The following is a 21,721-nucleotide window of genomic DNA, read 5'->3' as shown; positions in this document are numbered from 1 at the left end:
CTCCCCCAGGAGGATTGACTTATGTACATAGGTACGGCACTCTTGCCCATGCAACTCATGTACATGAGTACATGAGTTCATCTCATGTTAATGAGCTGCTTTCTGGGTTTGCTGGTGTGGTGATGCCCGTAGGTCCCTCGAGGAAGGACGTCACCACAGTCCTCCGAGGAGCAATTCCGTGACTGCCTCCGCTCCGCAACACTGCCGGGCCTGGCGGGGCCGCGGCTGGAAAATCGTCCGACCTCGACGACTGGTCGTCGTGCGTTCGTCCACCACCCGCAAGCCGTTGATGCGCGTCGTCGCTTGCTCCGTGTGTCGAGGGAAGGGCGTGCTGCGGTGACGGGGATCGCCCAACTTCCTCAGTCGTGACCAGGTACGGGCCTCAGAGCTAAAACCGGAGTTGTCAGGGGGGATGAATGCGTCCAGGGGAAGCACGGGTTCGTGTCGTCGCTGAAGACTGGCGGTCCATCACCTATGAGGCTGAGTTCACCCAGTCGAACGGTGAACGTGTGGTCAGGCGTTATCAGTGCGCCTTGCCCAAAGCCATAGCCTTACGACGGCTCAGGGCGACCTACATCGTGGGCTTGTGGCACGAAGTCGACGGAGCGTCGTGCTACCACGTCCGCCAGGTTGTCTCTCCGGTCCTGTCGTCTGGTGACAAAGCAGCACGTGATGATGCGGTGCTGGTCGCTCGCGCCTTGGTCGATATGGAACGGCGTGCGACCTGCGGGGCCACTGCGGACAGTCTGAAAGTCCACATGGTGGAACGCGCGGTGGACTGGCAAGCCCTCTGAACATTTGTCGAGGCGCAGAGTCATAAGCGCGAGTGGGTCAGATCAACTTGGATCAAGTTTCGCAGGTAAACTTGACCAAACGAGCAGTGGACCAACCGGATGGTCAACATGTCAGGTCTGGAGTTCACGCCTCCTAAATACGTGCAGATTGTCCGAACGCTCCAAGAGCGGATCGAAGACGGCACCTACCCGGTAGGCGAGAAGCTGCCCTCCGAGACGCGTTTGGTGCGTGAATTCGGCGCGGGGCGGTCTACGGTTGTTCGTGCTCTCCAGATCCTCAGCATGCAGGGGTGGATCGAACGCGAGCACGGACGCGGTTCGTTCGTCAAGGGTGTTCCTCACCAGGCTGTCGAACGTTCGCGCGCCGGGGCGAGTGCCTTTGAGGCTCCTGAGAACTCCAAGAGCGACCGGATCGTCCGTGCGGGACGAATGTCCATTCCCGCGACCATCGCCGAGGTGATCGGCCTGCCCGAGAACGCTCCGGCGATCATGCGGCGACGCCTGGTGCTCGACGACGGCAAACCGAGCGAGTTGGTGACGCTGTGGTTTCCTCTGGACGTGGCAGAAGGAACGGATCTCGGGGACCTCGCCCCGATCAGCATCGGTGCCCGTGAACACATCCAGCGTGTCAAGCAACTCCGTCCTTCACTGGTCTTCGAGCGGCTCAGCGCACGACTAGCCACCGATGAGGAGAATGAACTCCTTGGGCTCGAAAAGGGAACCCCCGTGCTTGGGATCCTCGCGCGGATAGTGGACACTTCGGGGGAGGTGCTTGCCGTCGCCGAAGTAGTTCTCCCCGGTGACCTGCATGAACTGGAAGACTCCTACTCGGCTGTGTAGGGGCCAGGGAATCTCGATCGCTTAGCCACTTGTTTGGTCGAGTTGGGCGGGCTATCTTGACCTTAACTTAGTCAAACAAGTGACTAAGTGATCGAGTGGATGTCCTGGAGAGGTGCGGCTAGATGGCGATTCAGGGTGCGTTGCCGGTGGAGTTCGGGACAGTGTTCCCGCACGGGGCGTTCGCGTTGGGGGTGGAGGCGGTGACGAACTTCGAGACCAAGCGGCCGGAGGTGGGCCGGGAGACCGGGTTGCCGTTGTGGGCGGTGGAGGTGATCGACGCCGCCCCCCACGCCCAGCCCTTGCACGTGTCCGCTTCGGCCCCCAAGTCGACGCCAAAGGCGTGCTTGCCGGATCACCCGACGCCGACCGGTGCATCAGGTACCTGGCCAAGTACCTGACCAAGGACATCGCCGAATGCCACACCGTCGAAACGGTGGCGCAGGAACAGCACGTCGAACGCCTCCTGGAGGCGCTGCGCTATGAGCCGTGCTCGCCGCGGTGCGCGAACTAGCTGCGCTACGGCATCCAACCCCAAGCAGCCAAACCAGGACTGCGCCCGGGGTTTTGCACCTCCAAAGCCCACCGGCGCAAGCACCTGGGCTATGCGGGCCGACGCGTCCTGGTCTCACGCAAATGGTCCGGCAAAACCCTGGCCAACCACAAAGCCGACCGCCTGGCCTAGGTCTTGCGCACCCTCGGCCTCGACCCCACCAACCCCACCAACGACCAAGAGAACACCCACCCCGCAGCCTTCCCGCCGCACTTCCTCGGCGACGGCGATCGCATCGCCTGGAAACTGGCCCGACCCACCGACCCGGACTGCCACCCCGAGAACACCGCCTCCTGCGGGCCGTCGGCGAAGCACTCAAACGCCGCGCAGCACTCCACGCGGCACAAGCCGCCCCAACGACAGGCCCCCTTTCGGCAACTGAACAGAGGGCAGCATCACCAACCCCCACGCATCCTTCTGACCGTTCCCGAAGCCGCGCGCGTGCTGGCGATCTCCCGAAGCAAGCTCTACGAACTGCTCGCCTCCGGGGCAGTGCGCTCGCTGCGCATCGGCGGCTCTCGGCGCTGAACGACTACGTCTCCGGCCTCCTCACCCAACAGGAGGCGGCCTGATGGGCAAGCTCCGCGACGGCGTGAGATGAAACGCGGCAAGACCTGGTCCTACGGCATCCGCGTTCCCAACCCGGAAACCGGGGTGAGCAAACCTAAGTGGGTCGGCGGCTTCGCCACCGAAGACGAAGCCAAAGCCGCCCGCGACGAAGCGCGGATCAAAGCCCGACGCGGCGAATACATCGAACGCTCTGACCTGACCGTGACCGGCTATCTGACCGAGTGGTTGAAAACGCACTCTGTGCAGATCAAGCCGAAGACGTTGCAGATGTACTGGTTCCTTGTTGAGCGGTACGTCGTTCCTCGTATCGGATCGGTGAAGGTCCAGGCGCTGCGGCCGTCCACGTTCACCAAGGTCTACCGAGATCTTTCGGCAAGTGGCGGGCGCGACGGTAAAGGACTGTCGCCGTGTACGGTCGAGTACGTCCATGCCGTGCTGCGCAAGGCGTTCCGCGACGCCGTGGAGATCGAACAGTTCCTTCCCAGCAACCCCGTGGAACGGGCCAAGCGCCCTCGTAAGAAGCGTCCTGAGTCGGGGAAGTGTGGACACCTGCCCAACTGAAGGTGTTCCTGGAAGAGGCGGCACGCAGCCACCGGCTGTGGGCGTTCTTCCACGTGGCTGCCTACACGGGTGCTCGGCGAGGGGAACTGCTGTGGCTGCGCTGGTCGGACGTCGACCTCGACGCCGCGGAAATCCGTATCGCCCGTTCGGTCTCCGTCATCGACGGCAGACGAGTGGAAAGCTCCACCAAGAGCGAGAGAACGCGGGTGGTGGGCTTCGGCGCTGAAACAGTGGCCGTGCTCCGTCGCCACCGCGTCGAACAGGACAGGGAATGTGAGGTCCTGGGAGAGGCGTGGAAGGGCGACCCCGACGGCTATGTGTTCACCACGGCGTAGGGTGAGCCGATTCACCCCGACACGGGGTCCTCATTGATGAGGCAGTTGATCCACAGGTACAACGAACCGGCGCAGGGGCCGGGCTGACTGAGCGGCTTCCGCCAGCACGGCTGCGTGGCCTGCGGCACGTCCACGCGACCACGCTGTTGGCCGGGGTGCCCGTGCACCTGGTCGCCGCTCGCCTCGGGCACGCCGACCCGTCGGTGGCCCTGCGGGTGTACGCACACGTGGTCCGGGAGCGGATAGTCGCGGTGGCTCACGCCTTCGCCGAGGCGGTGCGGGAGAGCTGTGAGCAAGAGCGTTAGCACAAGGGCCACTCCTCGATGAGGAGCGGCCCTTTGACGTGCGCGCACTCGGAGGGACTCGAACCCCCAACCTTCTGATCCGTAGTCAGATGCTCTATCCGTTGAGCTACGAGTGCTTGGTTGTCCTCGGCACTCCCTGTGCCGTCATCAAAAACTGTAGCACAGCGCCGGAGCTGCCTTCGACGGATTATCCGCTCCCGTCCGGGTGGTCGTTAGCTGCGGCATGTGCCGGGCAGCGTACCCGCCAGACGGCGGTAACGACCACGCCCGAGAGGAGATCCGTCTATGACCACCATAGAACGTGAAGCCCGGATCGTCGAACAGGTCCCCAAGCAGGTGTGCATCGGCGGGCACTGGCGGGACGCCCAGTCCGGGGCGACGTTCAAAGTGGAAGACCCCGCTACCGGGTCGGTGCTGTGTGAGGTTGCTGACGCTGGCGTGGCTGACGGGATGGCCGCCCTCGAGATGGCGGCCGCTACCCAGCCCACGTGGGCCGAGTATCCGCCTCGGGAGCGCGGGGAGATCCTGCGGCGCGCCTACGAGCTCCTCATGCACCGCCAAGAGGACCTGGCAGTGCTCATGACCTTGGAAATGGGCAAGCCGGTAGCCGAGTCCAAAGGGGAGATCGCCTACGCCGCCGAGTTCTTCCGGTGGTTCTCCGAGGAGGCGGTGCGGATCGACGGCAGTTATTCGGTTGCTCCGAACGGGCAGAGCCGTCTTTTGGTCATGCGGCAGCCGGTGGGCCCGTCGCTTCTCATCACGCCATGGAACTTCCCGATGGCGATGGGCACCCGCAAGATCGGTCCGGCGATCGCCGCCGGGTGCACCATGATCCTCAAACCCGCTCAGCAGACCCCGCTGTCGGCGCTGGCGCTCGCCGACATCCTGCACGAGGCTGGGCTGCCTGAGGGGGTGCTCAGCGTGCTGCCCACGACTGACGCGGCCGGGTTGACGGGGCCGCTGCTGCGTGACGGCCGTCTGCGCAAACTGTCTTTCACCGGTTCTACGCCGGTGGGCCGCGCGCTGATCAAGCAGAGCGCCGACCAGGTGTTGCGCACCTCTATGGAGTTGGGTGGCAACGCGCCGTTCCTCGTGTTCGACGACGCCGACTTGGACGCGGCCGTGGCGGGGGCGTTGCAGGCGAAGATGCGGAACATCGGTGAGGCGTGCACCGCGGCCAACCGCTTCTACGTCCAGTCCGGGGTGGCGGAAGAGTTCTCCCGGCGGCTCGCGGAGCGCATGGCCGGGTTGCGGATGGGGCGCGGTACTGAGCCGGACGTGGACGTGGGGCCGCTCATCGACGACAAGGCCCGCACCAAAGTGCAGAGTCTCGTCGACGACGCGGCGAACCGGGGTGCCCGTGTGCTGCTCGGCGGGAAGCGCGGGGACGGCGCCGGCTACTTCTACCATCCAACGGTGCTCACCGACGTGCCGAAGGACAGTGAGGTGTGCCGCACGGAGATCTTCGGTCCGGTGGCGCCGGTGATCCCGTTCGACACGGAGGAGGAGGCGCTCGCGGAAGCCAACCGCACCGAGTTCGGTCTGGTCAGCTATGTGTACACGGAGAACCTGCGGCGTGCGCTGCGCATGGCGGAGAAGCTGGAGAGCGGCATGGTCGGCCTCAACCAGGGCATCGTGTCCAACCCGGCGGCGCCGTTCGGGGGTGTGAAGCATTCCGGGTTGGGCCGTGAAGGCGGCAGGGTCGGTATCGACGAGTACTTGGAGACCAAGTACGTCGGTATCGCCGGGGTGTGAAGCCTAGACAGCGCGAAGGCCCCGCCTGGAGTTCCTGGCGGGGCCTGCACGTTCGCGGAGCGGTGCGGCGGTCGCCTCGCGGCGCAGGGCGCAACGCGGCTCCGAAGACCGTCCGGGATCACCGCCGAGGCGGTGTCCGAACGCGGTATTCCGCGAAGGCATAGGTTGGAGCCCGGGGGACACTTTCTACCGCACCGACCCACGCCCTTTATAACAGGGCGGCGGGCGGAAGTCATTCCCGACTGGAGACTTTTTCGGCCGTGACCTTCGCAGACTCCGGTGGGGTGTGACGACTGTTACAGGCCGGTGCGGCGGTCGCCTCGCGGCGCAGGGCGCAACGCGGCTCCGAAGACCGTCCGGGGCCACCGCCGAGGCGGTGTCCGAACGCGGTATTCCGCGAAGGCATAGGTTGGAGCCCGGGGGACACTTTCTACCGCACCGACCCACGCCTTATAACGGGCTGGTCCTCGCAGAGATTCCCTGCTCGGGGATTTTTCTCTGCTGGTGTGCGGCTTGCCCGTCCCCTCGCCTGCGGGGCCTAGTGGCGGTCCGATTCGGGACCTTTGGCAGAGCTAATCAAGCCGTTCGGCGCGGCTGTCCCTGGTTCAGGCCGTTACCGTCAAAGAGAGACGAGGAAATCAGGGAGGCAGCCATGCCGCAGGCGGACACGCCTAAGCCGATCAGGGTGTTTCTGGTCGACGATCACGAGGTGGTGCGCCGGGGAGTTGCCTCGCTTCTCGAAGACGAGGACGACCTGGAGGTTGTCGGCGAGGCGAGCACCGCGGAGCAAGCGCTCAGCCGCATCCCGGTGGTGAAACCGGATGTAGCGATTCTTGACGTGCGACTGCCTGACGGTTCCGGGGTTGAAGTGTGCCGGGAGATCCGGTCATCCCACCCTGACATCGCCTGCCTGATGCTCACTTCTTTCGCCGATGACGACGCGCTCTTCAAGGCGGTGATGGCGGGCGCGGCCGGCTACGTGCTCAAGCAGATCCACGGCTCTGATCTGGTGGGGGCGGTGCGTACCGTGGCGTCGGGTGGTTCGCTGCTTGACCCGCGCAGCACGGGGCGGATGTTGGAGCGGCTGCGGCAGAACGGCGGTAAACCCGATCCGCTGGCGGCACTCACCCCGCAGGAGCGGCAGATCCTCGATCTGATCGGGGAAGGGCTCACCAACCGGCAAATCGGGGAGCGGCTCTTCTTGGCAGAGAAGACCGTGAAGAACTACGTTTCTAGCCTGTTGGGGAAGCTTGACCTGAAGCGCCGCACCCAGGCTGCGGTGCTGGTCGCGCAGTTGCGCGCGAAGAACCAGATCTGACGTTCCTCGGGAGGATTGAACGCTCAGGAGGAAGGCGCATGAACGTGAATGGGCGTGGTACGGCCGTTACCGACAGGGCCGGCCTGGAAGTGCTTGCCCGGGAGGAGTGTCTCCAGTTGCTGGCGGAGGCTCCGATCGGCCGTATCGTCTTCACTGATCATGCGCTTCCAGCGGTTCAGCCCGTCAACTTCGCCATGTTGGGGACGGACATCATCATCCGCACGTCCCCGGAGTCGAAGCTCGCGCAGGCCATCCGGGACACGGTGGTCGCGTTCGAGGTGGACGACTACGACGTGGAGACTCGCACTGGCTGGTCGGTGGCGGTGGTCGGGATCGGCCGTGCGGTTGACGACCCCGAGGAGTTGGCGCTTCTTGAGTCGCTGCCGTTGCAGCCGTGGGCGCCGGGCCCTAAGCCGCATTTCATCCGCATCATGACGGACATTGTGAGCGGGCGCCGAATTCCGAAGAAGTCGTGACTTCCGCCGCGCTGGTTTCGCGTGTGGCCTTCCCCCGTGGGTTCCAGAAGCCAGCGCGGCGGTGTGACCTTCATCTCTTCCCTTTCGTGCTGTGAGCGGCGGGTGCCATGGTGGGCCGGCGGCCGGGGTGCCGTTGGCGAATTCGACGCCGGGGGCGAAGAGGTGTGTTTTCCGGCGAGTTGCGGAACGGGAAACGGGGGACGTGCCTTCCGTGGTCCTGGGGTACAACTATCGTGCCCGTTCATTACTTTCGCGCGACCTCTGCGCCCTTTTGACAGCCCGCTGACCACTGGCGTTCCAGGGGTGAATTCCAGGTGCAGTCAGGCATCGCCGCGGCTTTGCCGCCGGAGCCTTCACACAGCGGAAGGGAAGTCTATGGACCTGGTGTGCCGGATTGGCATGTCTCATACCTATGCCCGTGATTTGCGGTCGACCGTGCGCCACAAGTCTCCGCTGGCCCGGAAGATCGCGGGAGCGGTCATGGAGTCCTGCAAGATCTGCCGCTGGGACGGGGCTAGGCTCGCGGCTCGCGATATCGCCCCGGGCGGGTTGGCTGCCGAGCTGTATTCCGCGTGGGCGGAGCATGAGGCGTTGGCTGCCTTGGCCGAGGGGAAGCCGTTGGACAGGGTGGTGACGTTGGCGACGTTGATGGGGCGCCGCAAGGGCATGCTCTTTCCTCCCACGCCGGACACGTTCGAGCTGTGCACGATCACGGTGGACGGGGTTGACGTGTCCGTGGATGTGTCCCGGGTGTTGGAGCATTTGCGGGGGTTGACCTACCAGGAGCGGGTGTGGGTGATGGACGACGTGTTGAGCGGCATCGTGGGTGCCGAGTTCTATCCTCCGGCCCCTATCGAGAAGCTGTTGACGGGGGCGCGGTCGTGGGGGAAGGCCCGAGCAGTGCTTTGAGCGGGGAGGCGCGACAGGGCTGGTGCCCGGGGCCCGGCCATGGTTCTTGGACGGGGCGCCGGGCAGGCGGACAGCGTATTCCGTTTTCATTCCCCTGCTGTTCCGCGAACAGCGGTGAGACCACTCCTTTCCTTGTGGATTATCATGGTTTTTCCGTCTCGTTCAACAGAGACGGAATTTTTCTTTTCTGGGATTGAGCTAAGAAAATGCCGCATACCAGGACAATTCCGCCACTGTCCTCTTTTCTCGATTCATGATCGGGAATTTTCCCCCATCACACCGGAGAGGAATGTTTGAAAACTGCCTTGACCAGGCATGACACGGCTTCTCTGTGCCGTTGTCGCACGAGCAGAACCTGTGCGACCAGCGGGATTGCCGGGCTTCTCCCTGGCGGCAGCATTCCGTGGCCGGGGTGGACGCGCCGCGGAAGATAGGGCAAAGTAGACACACGGGAAACTTCTTCCCGAGACGGGAATCCGGGTTTCCCACCCCCGCTATTTCCTAGGGATTCCTAGGAATTCCGCTGAAATACTCCACTCCCCCACCCTGTACTCAACGATCCGGATATGCGAGCGGAGGAATCGTGGGCGTACTTCCTGTCACCGACGGCGAGACAGGTTTCACTGCCGAGCTGGGACGGCGGCACGCTGACCTTTTCGAAGCCTTCTACCAGCATCCGTTCCTCAAAGGCTTGCGGGAAGGCAGTCTCAGCCGGGAGCAGGTGCTGCACTATGTCGCGCAGGACTACCAGTACTTGACCGCGTACACCCGCTGCTACGGGCTGGGGATGGCGCTCTCCCCCGACCGGCGGTGGATGCGGTTCTTCCACGACAACGCTGCCGTGATCCTCTGCGCGGAAACCCACGCGCACGAGTCGCTGTGCGCGTACGTGGGGGTGTCCTACGAGGAGGCGCAGGCGGACCATCTGGCGCCCACTGCTCAGGCGTACATCAACCACATGATGGAGGCGGGCCGGGACACTCTCGGCGTGCTGCTGTCCGCTCTGCTGCCGTGCCCGTGGACCTACCTGTGGGCGGCGGCCCGGTTCACCAGCGAAACCCCGCTGGACCCCAGCCACCCCTTCTACGGCTGGTGGGACTTTTACGCGGGCCTGTACGAGTCCCAGAAGCTCACCCAAACCCGGGCCATGCTGGACGAGTTGGCTGCCGCGGCGGGTCCCGCTGAGCGGGAGCGCATGGAGCGGGCATTCGTCGCGAGCTGCCACTACGAGATCCGGTTCTGGGAGATGGCCTGGTCTTTGGAGGACTGGACTCCGCCGAACGGCTCCTGACCTTGGGGAGGGCGACCGTCCGCCACCGGTCGCCCTCCGCTGCCCGGTTACAGGGTCAAGCCCTCGCCCAGCAGGCCTTTGCCGAGGAGTCCTTCCGTGGATAGGCCCAGCGACTCGGCAGGGTCAGTGACGTCAGCGTTCTGTCCGGCGCGGGCCCTCTTGCTGCCGGAGGGGCGGGCGGACGTGGCGTAGTCAGCGGCAGGGCTCTGCCCGGCGCGGGCCTGGCCGCTGGCGCTGTGCTGTGCGCCCTCAGCGGCTCCGGCTCCGGGGCCGGAGAGGGCCGCGTTCTCCTGCTGGGGGACGAGGTGGTGGCTGCCTGCCTGGTGGAGCAGCGCGATGACCGTGTTCTCGTCGGGCAGGGCAGCCGTCCCCAGCGGGCGGGAGAGGGTCTCCTCATGGATCGTTGGCGCGGACAGGTCCGGGGTGTGCGCCCCGGCAAGGTCGATTTCCAACGCGTCCGTCGACACTGCGGGCAGGGCGACGCCGAGTCCGTCGAGTCCCGTGCTGCTGGGAAGGCCGGAGATGAGGCTGCTGCCGAGGGCGATGAGACCGGTTGCCCCTACGGAAAGCGCAGCGGTGCGGACGACGGCGCGGATGTTCGCGAGCATGCTTCTCCTTGCTGATTGTTGGGTCGGGAATGGGTTGTGTAGCGGGCCGGTCGGCGGGCAAGTGGTCGCGCCGCCACCGGCCGGTCAGCCGAGGGGTTGTGCGGGCCGCCCGGCTGGCCTGAACTCCACAGCAGGCGGGGTGCGCAGCTCAGGTCAGCTCCCAGAGCACGCTGGGATCACGAAACCGGTGGGGGAGAGAGCAGCGCCGGAAGCGGAGACGTCTTCAGGCGCGGGTCCGGTCGCAGGCCCGGTGAGGACTGCTCCTAGTCGGGTGAGAAGAAGGGGTCGGCAACGTAGTGCCGGGGCGGGAGCGCGACGGACAGATCGGTGAGCGCGGTGACGCTGTCGCGGCGGGCCACGGCAGGCGGGTCGGTGAGGTCGCCGACGATTCCCCCGGTCAGGGACGGCCCCTGCTGGGGGGCGTGCGAGTGTGCTGCGGGAGCGGGCGCGGCGGGTTCTGCGGGTTGTGGTCCGCTCTCGTCCTCGACGGTGTCGTCCGCGGCAGCTGGAACGTGGTTCGGGGCGGTGGCGTGGCCGCTGGCCTCGGCAGGCGCGGTGGGCTGGGGTTGCGGCGCCTCGGGGGCGGTGCCGGCTGCGGTTGCCGGACTGTCACCGGTTCCGGTGGGGGCGGGACGGGACTCCACCGGTGGGGGAAGGGGCGTGTCGGTGCGCTCTAGCTGGTCGACGTCCACGGCCAGGGCAGTGTCGACCGGAAGCTCGGTTTGCGGGAGGGGCAGCGGCGCGAGGCGGTCGGTGGTGAGCGCGGTGTCGACGAGTTCGGTGAGCTCTGCAGTGGTCTGCGCTACCGCGGTTTCCGGGTGCCGGATGGCGCCGGTGAGCGTGTCGAGGGTGTCGGCGAACGCCGGGGCGGCCGCACCGAGCACCCAGGCGACGAAGGTGAATCCGCTGAGGAGGAGAACACGGCGGATCCCGGGGAGCCGAGCGGCGTGGCTGGGCTCGGGGCAACGCGGTGCGTGTGCCATTCGCCTCCTCCACGCCTTGGGTCCTCTGCGAGTACCACCAAGCTGTGACGACGAGTTCCGCCTATGACACGTAAAGTGATCGCCTGGTGTCGCCAGTGACCGTAGCATGCCTCGGGCCTTGACGTCGGGAGTTACGCAAAACCCGTCGGAGCCGCAGACGTCTTAGGACTAAAGCCCCAGGTATGTGCGGTCTTTGTGCCGATGCTCTCTCCCCGCGCTGTGGGATTGACTAATGGTGGCGGTCGGGAGTGCGGTCCTCGACCGCCACCACAGGAAGCCCCGACGGGGCGGGCGCGAAGAACTCCTCTCACGGCTGTGCCGGGCAGACTCGCAGCCGTTGAGCGCCCTCGCGGGAGCGGCCGGGAGCGCGGACTCGGCCGCTCCCGCCGTCTTTTTCTGCCCTCCCCTGGTCCGGGTTTTCCTTAGCGCGGGGTGACCATGTCCTCCGTGCCCAGGCCCAGACCGTTGACGCAGGGGTCCGCGGTCGCGTCGCGGCCTTCGATCGCGTCCGGAGGCGCCGCGGACGGGGTCGGTTCCGGGTTCGTGGGCTTCGGGGACGGCTCCGCAGGATAGGACGGGGTGAGGCTGGTCGACGGGCTGGGCTCGGCCGTTGGCCGCCCGGTTTCCACGATCACGTCCTCGACCGGGGTGTCCTCTTTGATCGCGCGGAACAGCCGTTCTGCTTTCTCCTCGTTCCAGATCACCCGGTTCGGGTCCCAGGGGGCGGGCCAGGACGGCACCGTGTAGAAGGTGATGTTCCGCGGTTCGACGTCGGCCAGGGTGAACGCGATCGACAGCATCGTGTCCAAGGTGAGGTCCGCGTCGGTCGCCGTGTACTGGGTCACCGACTCCAGCAGGGCGTGCATGGTCGTGGGGTTGGCGAGCACCTTGCTGTCGAGCATCTGCGAAGCGAGCGCGCCCAGGAACATCTGCTGGCGGTCGATACGGCCCAGGTCGCCCCCGTCGCCGATCTCGTAGCGGGCGCGGACGAAAGCCAGCGCCTGCTCCCCGTCGAGCACCTGGGTGCCCGCTTCTATGTCGAGTTTGGACCGCTCGTCGTGGAGGGGGACGGGGATGCACATTTCGACGCCGCCGAGGGCGTCCACCATCTCCCGGAACCCTACGAAGCTCAGGTGCACGAAGTGGTCGATGCGGATCTGGGTGAGCGATTCGATCGTCTTCACCACGCAGGGCGGTCCACCGTGGAACAGGGCGGCGTTGATCATGCCGTAGTAGCCGTAGGTGCCTTCGGTCTCCCCGTACGGGTCGCAGGCCGGCAGGTCCACGAGCGAGTCGCGGGGAAAGCTCACCACGATGACCCTGTTCTCCGGGGAGATGTGCGCCAGCAGCAGGGAGTCGGAGCGTTCCCCGACGAAGTCCCGTCCGCCGTAGGCGGCGTTGCCTCCCTCGCGCCCGTCGGAGCCGATGAAGAGGATGTTGACGGCGTCGCCGATTTTAGGGGGCCGCTCTTCTTCGGGGAGCAGGGCGACGAGATCGTGCTGGACCATGTTGGCGCGCAGGGACCGGTAGTAGGCGTATGCCGTGCCGAGGCAGGCGATCAGGGCCGCGCTCAGAAGGATCGACGTCCACACCAGGACCCGGCGGAGGCTACGGCGGCGTGGTGGCGGGTCCTCGGGAGAGGGGGTGGACGGACGGGCGTCGTCGGACATGGAGACTTCCACTGGTGTGTGGGACTCGGCGGAGTCACGTGCCCGGGGGCGAGGCACAAAAGACACAAGGGGTGATAAGGGATGACCGAAAGCTGATCCTATGAGATTCCCCACCCGGAGTGCACGGGGCGGGTAGGCAGAGGTTGCTGATACCTCAGGTTACAGATCGGTACCGCACGAAAAACCCTGTTCCTCATGTGGTTTAGGGTGGTGGAGAATATTGGTGATCAGCTTTGTTTACCACTGGTCGCCCCGTGGACCCAGTGGGCCGACAACAACGGCGACTCAGCATGTGAAACCGGATTCTGGATGCCTGTCTCCCTCTTCTCTGCCCATGGTGAGCCCTTCAGGTTGCCGGCCGTCTCCCCAGACGAGCGGCAGCCCGACCTGGTCGAACGGATCGTTGACGGACTGCGGCACCATCCGCGCGTCATCTTGGATGCAGCCACCGAGCGGGACCAGCAGCGCACCATTGCCGCAGGCAAAGTCGCGGGCAAGTATCTGAAGCGCGCAACGAAGGCCGCGGTGACCAGCAGAGGCGTACTGATCGAGTTCGACGACGTCGACTTCGACGACTCTTACGCTCCGCTCTCCGATGAGCAGGAGCAGTGGGTGCCAGAACCCTCGGTGGAGTCCTCGGTGGAACGGAACGTCCAGGCCACGGCCCCTCTGGAACTGCCCGTGCACGACGACCTTCCGGACGGGCAGTTGCCTCGCCGGATTCCCGGGGCGGGTCCGCGGCCGGGCCCGCGCATTCCCCGGGGCATTGAGTGATGGAGGAACGGTCGCCTACGGCGCAGGACGTGCTGCCTGGACCGGTCCGCTGGGCCAGGATCCTGGTGTTCCTCCTGGCTGGGCTCAGCTTCGCCCACGGCCTGGTGCAGTTGCTGGGCATCGGCTCCGCTGCGGAAGCCACCGGCCCGCTGCTCGCTGCCGGCACCTCCGGCGGGGCACAGCTGATGCTGGGCCTGATGATGCGGCACCGTGGCCTGCCGGTCCTGGTGACGGTCCTGGCCGTCCAGGCGTTCACCATCGTTACCGTGCTGCTCACGGCCCACCAGGGGGCCATGCTCACCCACTTCGTGCTGCCGCTCGCAGTGGTAGTTCTGGCGCTGTCCCGCACCTCGCGCGAGTACTACCGGGGGTCCTGACTGCTGCCCGCGGGCAGGGAAACAACGGAGACGGGCGGCAGCTCCTCCCCCGGGAAAGCCACCGCCCGCTTGCCATCCCCCCAGCGTCCTCTCTGACCGGGGAGGGACGGCCCAAACCTGGGGTGGCGGATCTTCCGCGGTGCCGGCAGGTAAGGAAGGTGTGCCGCGGCCGTCCCGCTAGCGGTTCAACGATTTCACGAGGGCGACCGCTTCAAGCTGGGACCGCACGTTGAGTTTGGCCAGGATCGACCGAATCTGGGAGCGGACCGTGGCGATCGAGACGTACGACTCTTCAGCGATCACCTTGGCACGCTTCCCTGCCACGAGCGCGTCGAGGACCTGCCGTTCCCGTTTGGTCAACTGGGCGAGCTTCTGGTTGGTGGCGCGCTGCTGCGCTTGCAGGGCGCGGTATTCGGCGATCAGCTCCTGTCGTTCCTTGGCGTCCATCATCGGACGGCCCGCGAAACCGTCGAGAATGGTGTAGATCAGCTCGTCGAACGGCACCGATTTCGACAGCCAGGCGGCAGCGCCCGCGGCGAGCGCTTCAGCGATCCGCTCTCGTTCCGTGCTTCCCGTGACCAGCAGCACCTGCCAGCCGGACCGGGTCAAGTCCCGGGCGAGCGGAACCCCGTCTCTGGGGCGGCCCTCCGCGTCGCGTCCCAGGTCCAGGTCGAGGAGGATCAGCGACGGCTGGAGCTGGGTGGCCTGGTCGAGGACCGCTGAGGGTTCCAGGGAGTGAGCGCGCACCGCATGGATTCCTCGATTGCAGAGCGTCATCTCGACCGACGCGCTGAAAAGCTCGTGGTCGTCAACGATGAGTACCGACGGGGAAACCGCGCGGTCAGGATTCGACATTGCCGCTCCCGATACTTCGTGGCCCTGGTGGACGTAGTGGACGGGTCAGCGGTGCGACCCGTGCTTTCTGACGAGGGGACTGTGGGGTCTCACACTCCTGGGGTGGACGACTGCTGTGCCCGTGATCTGAGGGGCAGGTCGATGAGGACGGTGAATCCGGGCCGTTCCGGATCGGCGGGGGCGATCTGCAGGCGGCCTCCGTGGCGGGTCACGAGTTCCTGGCAGACGGCCAGGCCGATCCCTTCTCCCACCGAGCCGCTGCCTTTGACTCCGCGCCGTATCACCTCCTGCTCCTGGCCGGGCGGGATTCCGGGCCCGTCGTCGTGGATCCGCACCCGCACCATGGTGTCGCTGATCCGGTACGTTTCCACCCACACGTGCGCTCCGGGGGCGTGCCGTTCGCAGTTCGCGAGGATGTTGGTGATGACTTGGGCGACAGCGTCCTGGGGCATGGCGACGACGGGGTCGCCGTCCACGGTGAGGTCGATCGCGGTGCCGTTGCTGCGCCGGATCAGCACCAGCTGCTTCAACAGGGACCGCAGCCGGGTGGTGTCGTTGCGGGTGTGCTCTGACTGCGGGGACAGCATGGCCCGCATCCGGTTCAGCTCTGCGGACAGTGCGGCGCGCAGAGCGGCACGGTCCACTTTTCCTTCCGGGTCGTCCATGGCGAGCACTTGGGCCGCGCCGTCCAGTCCGGCCAGGGCGTTGCGGAGTTCGTGCGCTTGGGTGGAGAGCCGTTGGCGTGCCTCCACTGCTTCGGCTTCTGCTTTGGCGAGCCGCTCCTGGTCGAGGTGGAACCGCTGGTAGGTACGGTAGGCGACTTGGAGGACCGCGAGCAGGACCAGGGTGGTGCCTAGGACGCGCATGCCGGGGGCGAGCAGCGGCGAGTACAAGGGGGGTGCGTAGAACAGGGAGTCGCCGCTCCAGAATCGGGGGGCGTGCGCCAGGACGATGGCGAGCTGCCCGAAGCTGAGCCACACCAGCATGCGGTTGCGCCGCAGCACGCCGATGACCAGGCAGGTCAATGCGACGTTCAGCCACAGCAGGGCGGTGCAGGAGAACAGGATGGGCGAGCGGACCACCAGGTAGGCGGCTTCCGGGAAGGCCGCGGCGAGTCCTCCTGAGGCCAGGGAGCACACGGCTGCCACGAGCAGGCCGCGCAGGCCGGTTGCCGGGTTCCGGAACGGGCGGATCGGCCACGGGTGGGGCCGGTCGAAGGGGACTACGGCGAGCAGCAGCAGGGTGATGGTGAGCAGGGTGGCGGTGTGGCGGATCGCTATGACCACGATGGTGTCGAGGGTGGTTGCGGCGAGCCCTGAAGCGGTGGTGGGGACCACCACCATGCCGTAGAGCATCATCGCGGCCGCGATCCGGCGCAGAGAGGACTGTTCAGAGAGCCGGGCGACCATTTCCGCGGCGAACCCGGCAGCAACCGAGGTGGCTGCGGCGAGCATCGCCATGGTCGCGACTGCCCCGGACGCCAGCGAGAGCTGGGATTCGAGGGCGGAGAGGGTGAACGCGCTGGCGATGACGAGCGCCAGCAGCACGGCTGATTCCACAACGAGTCTGCGCACAGTGGACCGTCCTTCACCCCGCGGCAGTGGTCGTGACCCGGCTCATCAGTTCCCGTCCCCTCCTTCTCCGACGGGTTGGGGTGACTGCTGGGTGTTCTCCGCGGGAGGCTCGTCGTCGCTGAGCGCCACGCTGAGCAGCCAGATACCGAAGACGAAGAGCAGGCCCGCCAGCACGTAGAGGGCGGTGGGGCCTTGCACCATGGCCTGCTGGGCGTAGCCGAAGTAGGGGATGTGGTACCACACTTTTCCGCGGACGTCGGCGGCGGGAACCGGGGGTTCGTCGGGGACCGTGTTGGCGTCCCCCTGGGTGTGGAAGACGATGCCTTCCTCGGTGGTTTCGATGTCGATCACGCGGTGGGTGACCAGGGGAAGGGTGGTGGTGTTGGCGACTTCCGTCTGGGCCGGGTCAGCGTGGGTGAACGTGATGATGTCGCCTACGTCGATCTCGTGGGGCTCGACGGGTCCGGCGATCACCACCGAGCCCACGGGGAGGGCGGGCTCCATGCTGCCGCTGAGCACGATCAGGGCTTGGGCGCCGGTGATGCGGGGCAGGACTGAGACCGAGAAGACGATGACCAGCGAGCCGAGGACGAGGACCACCACGGTGATCCGAAAAAGTGCTGAGAGGATGCGCAGGAGCACGGAGCGTTTTCTATGTCGCGGTTCCGGTTGTTCTTCTTCTTGGATGTTTTGTGAGGATTCACCGAGTGGCGGGGTGTCGTCGTTGAGCGGGCCGAGACGGTTGTCCATCACCATTTCCCCTTCACGTTCGCGTGCCCCGCGGGCCTGGTCATCGCCGGAGACCGGATTTTCTTTGCGAGGTCGGAAAGCCCTTCCCGCGTGACGCGTCGAACGCATGGAAGGAGCGACACCGGTTCGTGCCGCACTCCAGCGATTTTACGAAAATTAGATATAGAGCGGGATTAGGTGTCATAAATTCCGAATTTCCCGGGGCGCTGATGTTGTGCCGGGGATTCACTGCTCGACGGGACGGTCTGCCGACCGCCGTCCCGCCTCGCTTCCCACCGTGACCACAAGCAGAGCGCCTCCCGCGAGCAGGACCACCGCGGCCCCGGCCAGCAGCATGACGTGGGCTCCGGTGAGCGCCAGCGCAGCAGGACCGGGGGTGCCTGCCGCAGCCGTCTGGAGCGGCACCTCGTCCTCGGATTCCCACTGCGACGTGCTCGGGATCGCTTCGGCCCGCCAGACGAGGACGAAGCTCACCGAATCGGTTTGCACTTCGTTGCCGGTAGTGGCCGGAAGTTTGAGGCCGATCACGACCTCGGCTGTGCCCCGGGCGGGAACGGTGACGATCTGGCCGCTTCCGGAGACCGCCTCGTTCAGCGGGGCACTGAACATGCGGAGGTTGCCCGGTGTCCCCAGCCGCAACTGCACGTGCTCCCCTAGTTCTCCCGGGCTGTCGCAGGTGTCGTCCACCCGGGTCTCAGGGACGCTGCACCCGTTGTCGGCGTTGTGGAGCTCGTCCACCCGCACCCCGAGGGTCACCGGCTCGTTGCGCTGGTTGATCACGGTGACCAGCCAGGCCTCCTCATAGCCGGGAGCGATGTCGGCGACGTCGAGCACCCGCAGTTCGCTCACGTCTAACTGCTGGTCGATGTGGATCACTCCCCCGGGCTGGGGGGTGGCTGCTGCGAAGGCGGGAGCGCGGCAGACCAGCAGGGTGGAACACAGCACCAGCGCGGCCGTCCCCACGGTGATCGACCGGAGGATGGAGCGCTCACTCCTACTCAAGGCCGACACCTCTCGGTTCGTGTGCATGCCTTTCCACCTGGGATGAGGACGGGTCGCTGTACGGGCTGTACGGGGCGTGGGGGGAACGGCCCCCTTCGTGGGAATGGTCCGAGGATCCGGGAGGCCCGGGGTGCAGGAAGTCCGGATCGGTGCCTTCCTCTCGCTGCGAGACGGGCGGGGATGAAGGAGTAGCGGAAGGCGTGGGCTCCGCGGCGGGCGTGGCCGGGCTTGGCGACGCCGACGGGGTCGGGGAAGCTGTGGGCGTGGGCGCGATCACTTCGATGGGGGGAGTGGTGGCGCGCACCGTGAACGAGGCACTCGCCTTTCCCAACTGCAGGAGCGACAGCGCGACCGCAGCCACCGCGGCAGCACCGATCACGGCCCAGGCCGCACGCTGGCCTGGAAGCGGCAGGCTGAGACGCCACGTCACCGCGTTGGTGCCGCGATCGGCGTGGTTCATGTTCATGCTGTCGTTCCTCGAACCGGGGCATCGTGGATGTTCACAACTTTCGTCCACGAGCACGGATAGTGCCACCCAGACTGCCCCGGAAGTGGTGCGGGCTCATCGCCAAAAAGTGGGAAACATACTTCGTTCACTTTGGGGATGACCAGAAACCGGAGAATCGGCAGAGTACTGGATGACAGAACCGGAAGAGTCGGTGGCGGAATGCGACCTCGCCGATGACGGCACTGTCGACCACCGGCGGGGAAGCAGCGGGAAGCTACGCCACATCCCCCTGACGGCCCCGCTGCGCTACCGCGGGAGGCCGCGGAGGCGGCAACGGGACTGTTCGGCGCGCACGCTTCCCTTTCCCGATGCACCCTCGGGACCACCATCTTCCGGTTCTGTCTGCGGTCTCCCCAACTCCCGCCGGCACGGCGTGAAAGGAAGGGCCTTTGTGGCCACCAGAATGAACAAAAGAAAAAGGCTTGTCGCAGGTTTAGGTGCCGCTGCGGTGATCGGCGCCGCAGTGGCGATCACCGGAGGCACCTACGCCTATTTCACGGACAGCGCGCAGACCACCGAGCAGGCAATCCAGGCAGGCGACCTGGAGGTCCGTATCGACCAGTCCGGCCAGGGAGTGTCGAACAAGCCGGTAAAGATCGCCAACGCCGCCCCCGGGCACGTCTACGTCGAAGACCTGGCTTTCCCGCACGCAGGGCACCGCTGGTACAGGATGCGGGTCACCAACACGGGAAGCATCGACGGGGAGATCAACTCCCTGGAAATCGTGGACCTGACCGGAAGCACCCCCAACCTGGCCGACCGGCTGCAGATCCGCGCCGTAGTCAAGCAGTTCGGTTTTGAGCCGGGCTCGTTCGGCAACCCCGGGTTCGAACCGCTGGACAACGGCAAGCTGGACAATCTTCCCGGAATCAAGCTTGTTCCGGCGGGCCAGTCCGTCTACATCTACTTCCAGATCGAGTGGCCCAACGGCAGCCCAGAAGAAGACAACCCGTACATGAACGCGACGACCTCCTTCAAGTTCCGGGTGAACCTGGACCAGGTCAACCAGGGGAACTAGGCGTGCCATCCCCGCACCGGCGCTGTGTCGGTGCGGGATTGGTCCATGGCCGTGGGCAGCCGGGGAGATTGAGACGCGAGCATGAGGAAAAAGACAGCACTGGTCCTGGGAGTGGCCACGGCCTGTGCCGCATTGCTGTTGACTCTCGGCGGTACGTACGCCTACTTCTCTGCGAGCGCAGTCTCCAAGCCCGGGCAGATCACCGCTGGAAACCTCTCGGTGGAAGTAGACGAACGTGATCCGAGCGGGGCCAGCGGTTTTGTCGGTCTTCGCGGCGCCGCTCCGGGAGGGCAGTGGCCGGCTTCCGACTCCGAGTCCTACACCCTGGTCATCACCAACACCGGTTCGCTTTCCGCGCTCATCGACTCCATCGACGTCGTCATCACTTCTAGCCGTCAGCCGGATCTCAGCGAAGCCCTGGAGATCCGGTACAGCTTTGCTGGGGGGCGTCACGGTCCGGACTGGTCCCAGGGCAGCGGCTGGGTGGATTTAGTTCCCGGACCTATCCTCGACCTCCTGCCCCGGCGTCCCGCCCCGATCCAGCCCGGCGAGTCCTGTGCGCTCCATTTCCAACTCCGCTGGCCTAACCGTGCTTCCGAGTACGACAATCTCTTCCAGGGTGCTGAGACCGAGTTCATGTTCGATGTCAGTCTCGGTCAGGCGTAGCGAGGGCTGGATGAAGAAGATGAGGCTGCGCAAGCCGGTGCTGGTGGCCGCTGCTGCCGCGGCCACGACGGCGGCGGTGTGGGGAGTCCTGATGACCACCCATGCCGCGTTCACTGCGCGGACTGCTACGGGACCCCTCGCAGTCGCCGCGGGCCGGCTCGACGTGGAGTTGACGACGTCGCGGACCGGTCAGAATCCGATCCGGGTGGACTTGTCGGAGGTGGGCCCGGACCGGATGTGGCCGCCGGACGGCGCGTTGACGGTGTCGCTGCGAAACACGGGGACCTTGGACGGGGTGATCAGCGCCCTGGAGACGGTGGAGGTTGTCGACGACAGCCCTGCCGGTTCCGCGGAGTTGAGCCAGGCATTGGAGATAGCGGTCAGCACCAACCCTGCGCAGAACTGGCATGATCCGGCGTTGACCTGGGAGCGTGTGGCAGGGGATGCCGCTCCTTCTGGTCGGGTTGTCGCTTCGGAGCTGGGGAGCCTTCCGGTCGGCGAGATGCGTGCCTTCCACGTCAAGCTGCGGTTCGTGGGTGAGGACGACGCAGCTTCCTATGCGGGAGCGACCACTTCGTTCCGTCTGGCGGCCACGGTGTCCCAGGCTTTGTGACTGGGGGACCCTGGGCGGGCAGGTCCCCCAGTGCTGGAGCGGCGGGCGGAGCGGCAGAGCACCGGTCACGGGCTGGCAGCCATTTGCAGTTCCGGGCGGAGCGCGAATTCCGCCCAGGTGATCATGGACCCGTGTCGGTGGTGGAAGGTGGGGGCGGCCGGGTGGACTTCCCCGTTGCTGGCTGGAAGACGCCCCCACGCGTAGGAGAGCGCTGAAGCGATGAACAAGCCCCGTCCGCTCTGTGCGTCCTCCGGCGGCAGCATGGCGCGTGCTACCTGTGCGGGCATGGGTTCGCGTCGGCCTTCGTCGGTGATTTCCAACCGCAGCAGGACGGGTGGGTCGCCTTCGGTCCGTACCGTGACCCGGACCGCTCCGCCTGGCTCCCCGGACGCCGTGTGTCTGATCGCGTTGGTGAAGAGCTCGCTGACCACCAGTTCCACCGAGTCGCGGATGCTCGGATATGCAAGGAGCAGAGAGCGGACCCAAGAACGCGCCCGGCCGCAGTTCTCGGCCGTTCCCGGAAAGGTCCGCGTCGCCTGGATTAGGCCTCGGGCGTCATCGCTCATGGGCATCACCATTCCTGGGCGTCGCACCGGATCATGGGGTGCGGCTACCCCGT

25 protein-coding genes, 1 tRNA gene and 2 pseudogenes are annotated in these 21,721 nt (G+C 66.0%); 18 read left to right on the top strand and 10 right to left on the bottom strand.

The genetic code is table 11. From position 1 onward, the window contains the following. The first annotated feature begins 416 nt into the window (after positions 1 to 416). From TF1_RS12755 to TF1_RS16660, 8 genes and pseudogenes are all read left to right on the top strand, one after another. Positions 417 to 794, top strand: a complete 378-nt coding sequence (locus TF1_RS12755) for a hypothetical protein (RefSeq protein ID WP_061783921.1) — start codon at positions 417 to 419, stop codon at positions 792 to 794. Between the two features lie 99 nt (positions 795 to 893). Beyond that, a complete protein-coding gene (locus TF1_RS12750; RefSeq protein ID WP_011293360.1) occupies positions 894 to 1,634 on the top strand; it encodes a GntR family transcriptional regulator in 741 nt (246 codons plus the stop codon). Positions 1,635 to 1,756: 122 nt separating this feature from the next. Then, a pseudogene (locus TF1_RS16605) lies at positions 1,757 to 1,930 on the top strand (plasmid replication, integration and excision activator); the annotation flags it as partial. Beyond that, positions 1,891 to 2,316, top strand: a pseudogene (locus TF1_RS16555) (replication initiator). The pseudogenes TF1_RS16605 and TF1_RS16555, both read left to right, overlap by 40 nt. Positions 2,317 to 2,319: 3 nt before the next feature. Further along, positions 2,320 to 2,712: an excisionase family DNA-binding protein gene (locus TF1_RS16600; protein ID WP_061783919.1), complete on the top strand. Its 393-nt coding sequence runs from the start codon at positions 2,320 to 2,322 to the stop codon at positions 2,710 to 2,712. A 69-nt stretch (positions 2,713 to 2,781) separates the two neighbouring features. Beyond that, positions 2,782 to 3,315, top strand: coding sequence for a tyrosine-type recombinase/integrase (locus TF1_RS12735; protein WP_016189381.1), 534 nt, complete (start codon positions 2,782 to 2,784; stop codon positions 3,313 to 3,315). Further along, on the top strand, positions 3,294 to 3,650 hold the full coding sequence (locus TF1_RS12730) for a tyrosine-type recombinase/integrase (RefSeq protein ID WP_255266184.1): 357 nt from the start codon (positions 3,294 to 3,296) through the stop codon (positions 3,648 to 3,650). The genes TF1_RS12735 and TF1_RS12730 overlap by 22 nt, the downstream gene beginning before the upstream one ends. A 32-nt stretch (positions 3,651 to 3,682) precedes the next feature. Then, positions 3,683 to 3,955: a tyrosine-type recombinase/integrase gene (locus tag TF1_RS16660; protein WP_082797715.1), complete on the top strand. Its 273-nt coding sequence runs from the start codon at positions 3,683 to 3,685 to the stop codon at positions 3,953 to 3,955. 43 nt (positions 3,956 to 3,998) lie between these two features. On the opposite strand, the gene TF1_RS12720 is transcribed toward TF1_RS16660, so the two are convergent. Further along, positions 3,999 to 4,071 (bottom strand) — tRNA-Arg (locus TF1_RS12720). Between the two features lie 169 nt (positions 4,072 to 4,240). On the opposite strand from TF1_RS12720, the gene TF1_RS12715 reads away from it, so the two are divergent. The 5 genes from TF1_RS12715 to tenA all read left to right on the top strand — a co-directional run bounded on the left by TF1_RS12715 (position 4,241) and on the right by tenA (position 9,704). Continuing rightward, complete coding sequence (locus TF1_RS12715) at positions 4,241 to 5,710, top strand: NAD-dependent succinate-semialdehyde dehydrogenase (RefSeq protein WP_011293366.1); 1,470 nt, start codon at positions 4,241 to 4,243, stop codon at positions 5,708 to 5,710. Between the two features lie 652 nt (positions 5,711 to 6,362). After that, positions 6,363 to 7,028: a response regulator gene (locus TF1_RS12710; protein WP_011293367.1), complete on the top strand. Its 666-nt coding sequence runs from the start codon at positions 6,363 to 6,365 to the stop codon at positions 7,026 to 7,028. Positions 7,029 to 7,066: 38 nt separating this feature from the next. Next, the gene (locus TF1_RS12705) at positions 7,067 to 7,504 is read left to right on the top strand and encodes a pyridoxamine 5'-phosphate oxidase family protein (protein ID WP_011293368.1); all 438 of its coding nucleotides are present in this window, start codon (positions 7,067 to 7,069) and stop codon (positions 7,502 to 7,504) included. Between the two features lie 399 nt (positions 7,505 to 7,903). Continuing rightward, the gene (locus TF1_RS12700; RefSeq protein WP_227480944.1) at positions 7,904 to 8,413 is read left to right on the top strand and encodes a hypothetical protein; all 510 of its coding nucleotides are present in this window, start codon (positions 7,904 to 7,906) and stop codon (positions 8,411 to 8,413) included. A 583-nt stretch (positions 8,414 to 8,996) separates the two neighbouring features. Next, positions 8,997 to 9,704 carry a thiaminase II gene (gene tenA, locus TF1_RS12695; RefSeq protein ID WP_011293370.1) on the top strand — a complete coding sequence of 236 codons (708 nt, stop codon included), beginning with the start codon at positions 8,997 to 8,999 and terminating at the stop codon, positions 9,702 to 9,704. Between the two features lie 47 nt (positions 9,705 to 9,751). Here the strand turns inward: tenA and TF1_RS12690 are convergent, their stop codons facing one another. The 3 genes from TF1_RS12690 to TF1_RS12680 all read right to left on the bottom strand — a co-directional run bounded on the left by TF1_RS12690 (position 9,752) and on the right by TF1_RS12680 (position 12,965). Beyond that, a complete protein-coding gene (locus tag TF1_RS12690; protein WP_011293371.1) occupies positions 9,752 to 10,312 on the bottom strand; it encodes a hypothetical protein in 561 nt (186 codons plus the stop codon). Between the two features lie 263 nt (positions 10,313 to 10,575). Next, a complete protein-coding gene (locus TF1_RS12685; RefSeq protein ID WP_011293372.1) occupies positions 10,576 to 11,295 on the bottom strand; it encodes a hypothetical protein in 720 nt (239 codons plus the stop codon). Between the two features lie 422 nt (positions 11,296 to 11,717). After that, positions 11,718 to 12,965, bottom strand: coding sequence for an LCP family protein (locus tag TF1_RS12680; protein WP_016189385.1), 1,248 nt, complete (start codon positions 12,963 to 12,965; stop codon positions 11,718 to 11,720). A 351-nt stretch (positions 12,966 to 13,316) separates the two neighbouring features. On the opposite strand from TF1_RS12680, the gene TF1_RS12675 reads away from it, so the two are divergent. Both TF1_RS12675 and TF1_RS12670 read left to right on the top strand, forming a co-directional pair. Beyond that, positions 13,317 to 13,739, top strand: a complete 423-nt coding sequence (locus tag TF1_RS12675) for a hypothetical protein (RefSeq protein WP_016189386.1) — start codon at positions 13,317 to 13,319, stop codon at positions 13,737 to 13,739. Further along, positions 13,739 to 14,116, top strand: a complete 378-nt coding sequence (locus TF1_RS12670) for a hypothetical protein (RefSeq protein ID WP_011293375.1) — start codon at positions 13,739 to 13,741, stop codon at positions 14,114 to 14,116. The genes TF1_RS12675 and TF1_RS12670 overlap by 1 nt, the downstream gene beginning before the upstream one ends. A 177-nt stretch (positions 14,117 to 14,293) precedes the next feature. Here TF1_RS12670 and TF1_RS12665 read toward each other — a convergent pair whose 3' ends face one another. From TF1_RS12665 to TF1_RS12645, 5 genes are all read right to left on the bottom strand, one after another. Continuing rightward, the gene (locus tag TF1_RS12665; RefSeq protein WP_011293376.1) at positions 14,294 to 14,971 is read right to left on the bottom strand and encodes a response regulator transcription factor; all 678 of its coding nucleotides are present in this window, start codon (positions 14,969 to 14,971) and stop codon (positions 14,294 to 14,296) included. 89 nt (positions 14,972 to 15,060) lie between these two features. Further along, entirely contained in the window at positions 15,061 to 16,545 is a 1,485-nt protein-coding gene (locus TF1_RS12660; protein WP_011293377.1) for a sensor histidine kinase, read from the bottom strand. A gap of 45 nt (positions 16,546 to 16,590) precedes the next feature. Beyond that, positions 16,591 to 17,295 (bottom strand): signal peptidase I, encoded by a 705-nt coding sequence (locus TF1_RS12655; protein ID WP_169803323.1) that lies wholly within the window; start codon positions 17,293 to 17,295, stop codon positions 16,591 to 16,593. A 225-nt stretch (positions 17,296 to 17,520) separates the two neighbouring features. After that, positions 17,521 to 18,306 (bottom strand): hypothetical protein, encoded by a 786-nt coding sequence (locus TF1_RS12650; protein ID WP_255266185.1) that lies wholly within the window; start codon positions 18,304 to 18,306, stop codon positions 17,521 to 17,523. After that, positions 18,290 to 18,763: a hypothetical protein gene (locus tag TF1_RS12645; protein WP_227480945.1), complete on the bottom strand. Its 474-nt coding sequence runs from the start codon at positions 18,761 to 18,763 to the stop codon at positions 18,290 to 18,292. The genes TF1_RS12650 and TF1_RS12645 overlap by 17 nt, the downstream gene beginning before the upstream one ends. Positions 18,764 to 19,208: 445 nt before the next feature. On the opposite strand from TF1_RS12645, the gene TF1_RS16295 reads away from it, so the two are divergent. The 3 genes from TF1_RS16295 to TF1_RS12630 all read left to right on the top strand — a co-directional run bounded on the left by TF1_RS16295 (position 19,209) and on the right by TF1_RS12630 (position 21,102). Beyond that, positions 19,209 to 19,823, top strand: coding sequence for a SipW-dependent-type signal peptide-containing protein (locus tag TF1_RS16295; protein WP_227480946.1), 615 nt, complete (start codon positions 19,209 to 19,211; stop codon positions 19,821 to 19,823). Positions 19,824 to 19,904: 81 nt separating this feature from the next. Then, entirely contained in the window at positions 19,905 to 20,489 is a 585-nt protein-coding gene (locus TF1_RS12635) for a TasA family protein (protein WP_061783917.1), read from the top strand. 10 nt (positions 20,490 to 20,499) lie between these two features. After that, a complete protein-coding gene (locus TF1_RS12630) occupies positions 20,500 to 21,102 on the top strand; it encodes a hypothetical protein (RefSeq protein ID WP_061783916.1) in 603 nt (200 codons plus the stop codon). 65 nt (positions 21,103 to 21,167) lie between these two features. Here TF1_RS12630 and TF1_RS12625 read toward each other — a convergent pair whose 3' ends face one another. Beyond that, entirely contained in the window at positions 21,168 to 21,668 is a 501-nt protein-coding gene (locus TF1_RS12625) for an ATP-binding protein (RefSeq protein WP_011293384.1), read from the bottom strand. Between the last annotated feature and the right edge of the window lie 53 nt (positions 21,669 to 21,721).

This window comes from Thermobifida fusca NBRC 14071 = JCM 3263, assembly GCF_001592045.1.
Lineage (GTDB): Bacteria > Actinomycetota > Actinomycetes > Streptosporangiales > Streptosporangiaceae > Thermobifida > Thermobifida fusca.
The sequence above is the reverse complement of the archived record's forward strand: the minus strand, read 5'-3'. Positions and strand labels throughout refer to the sequence as shown.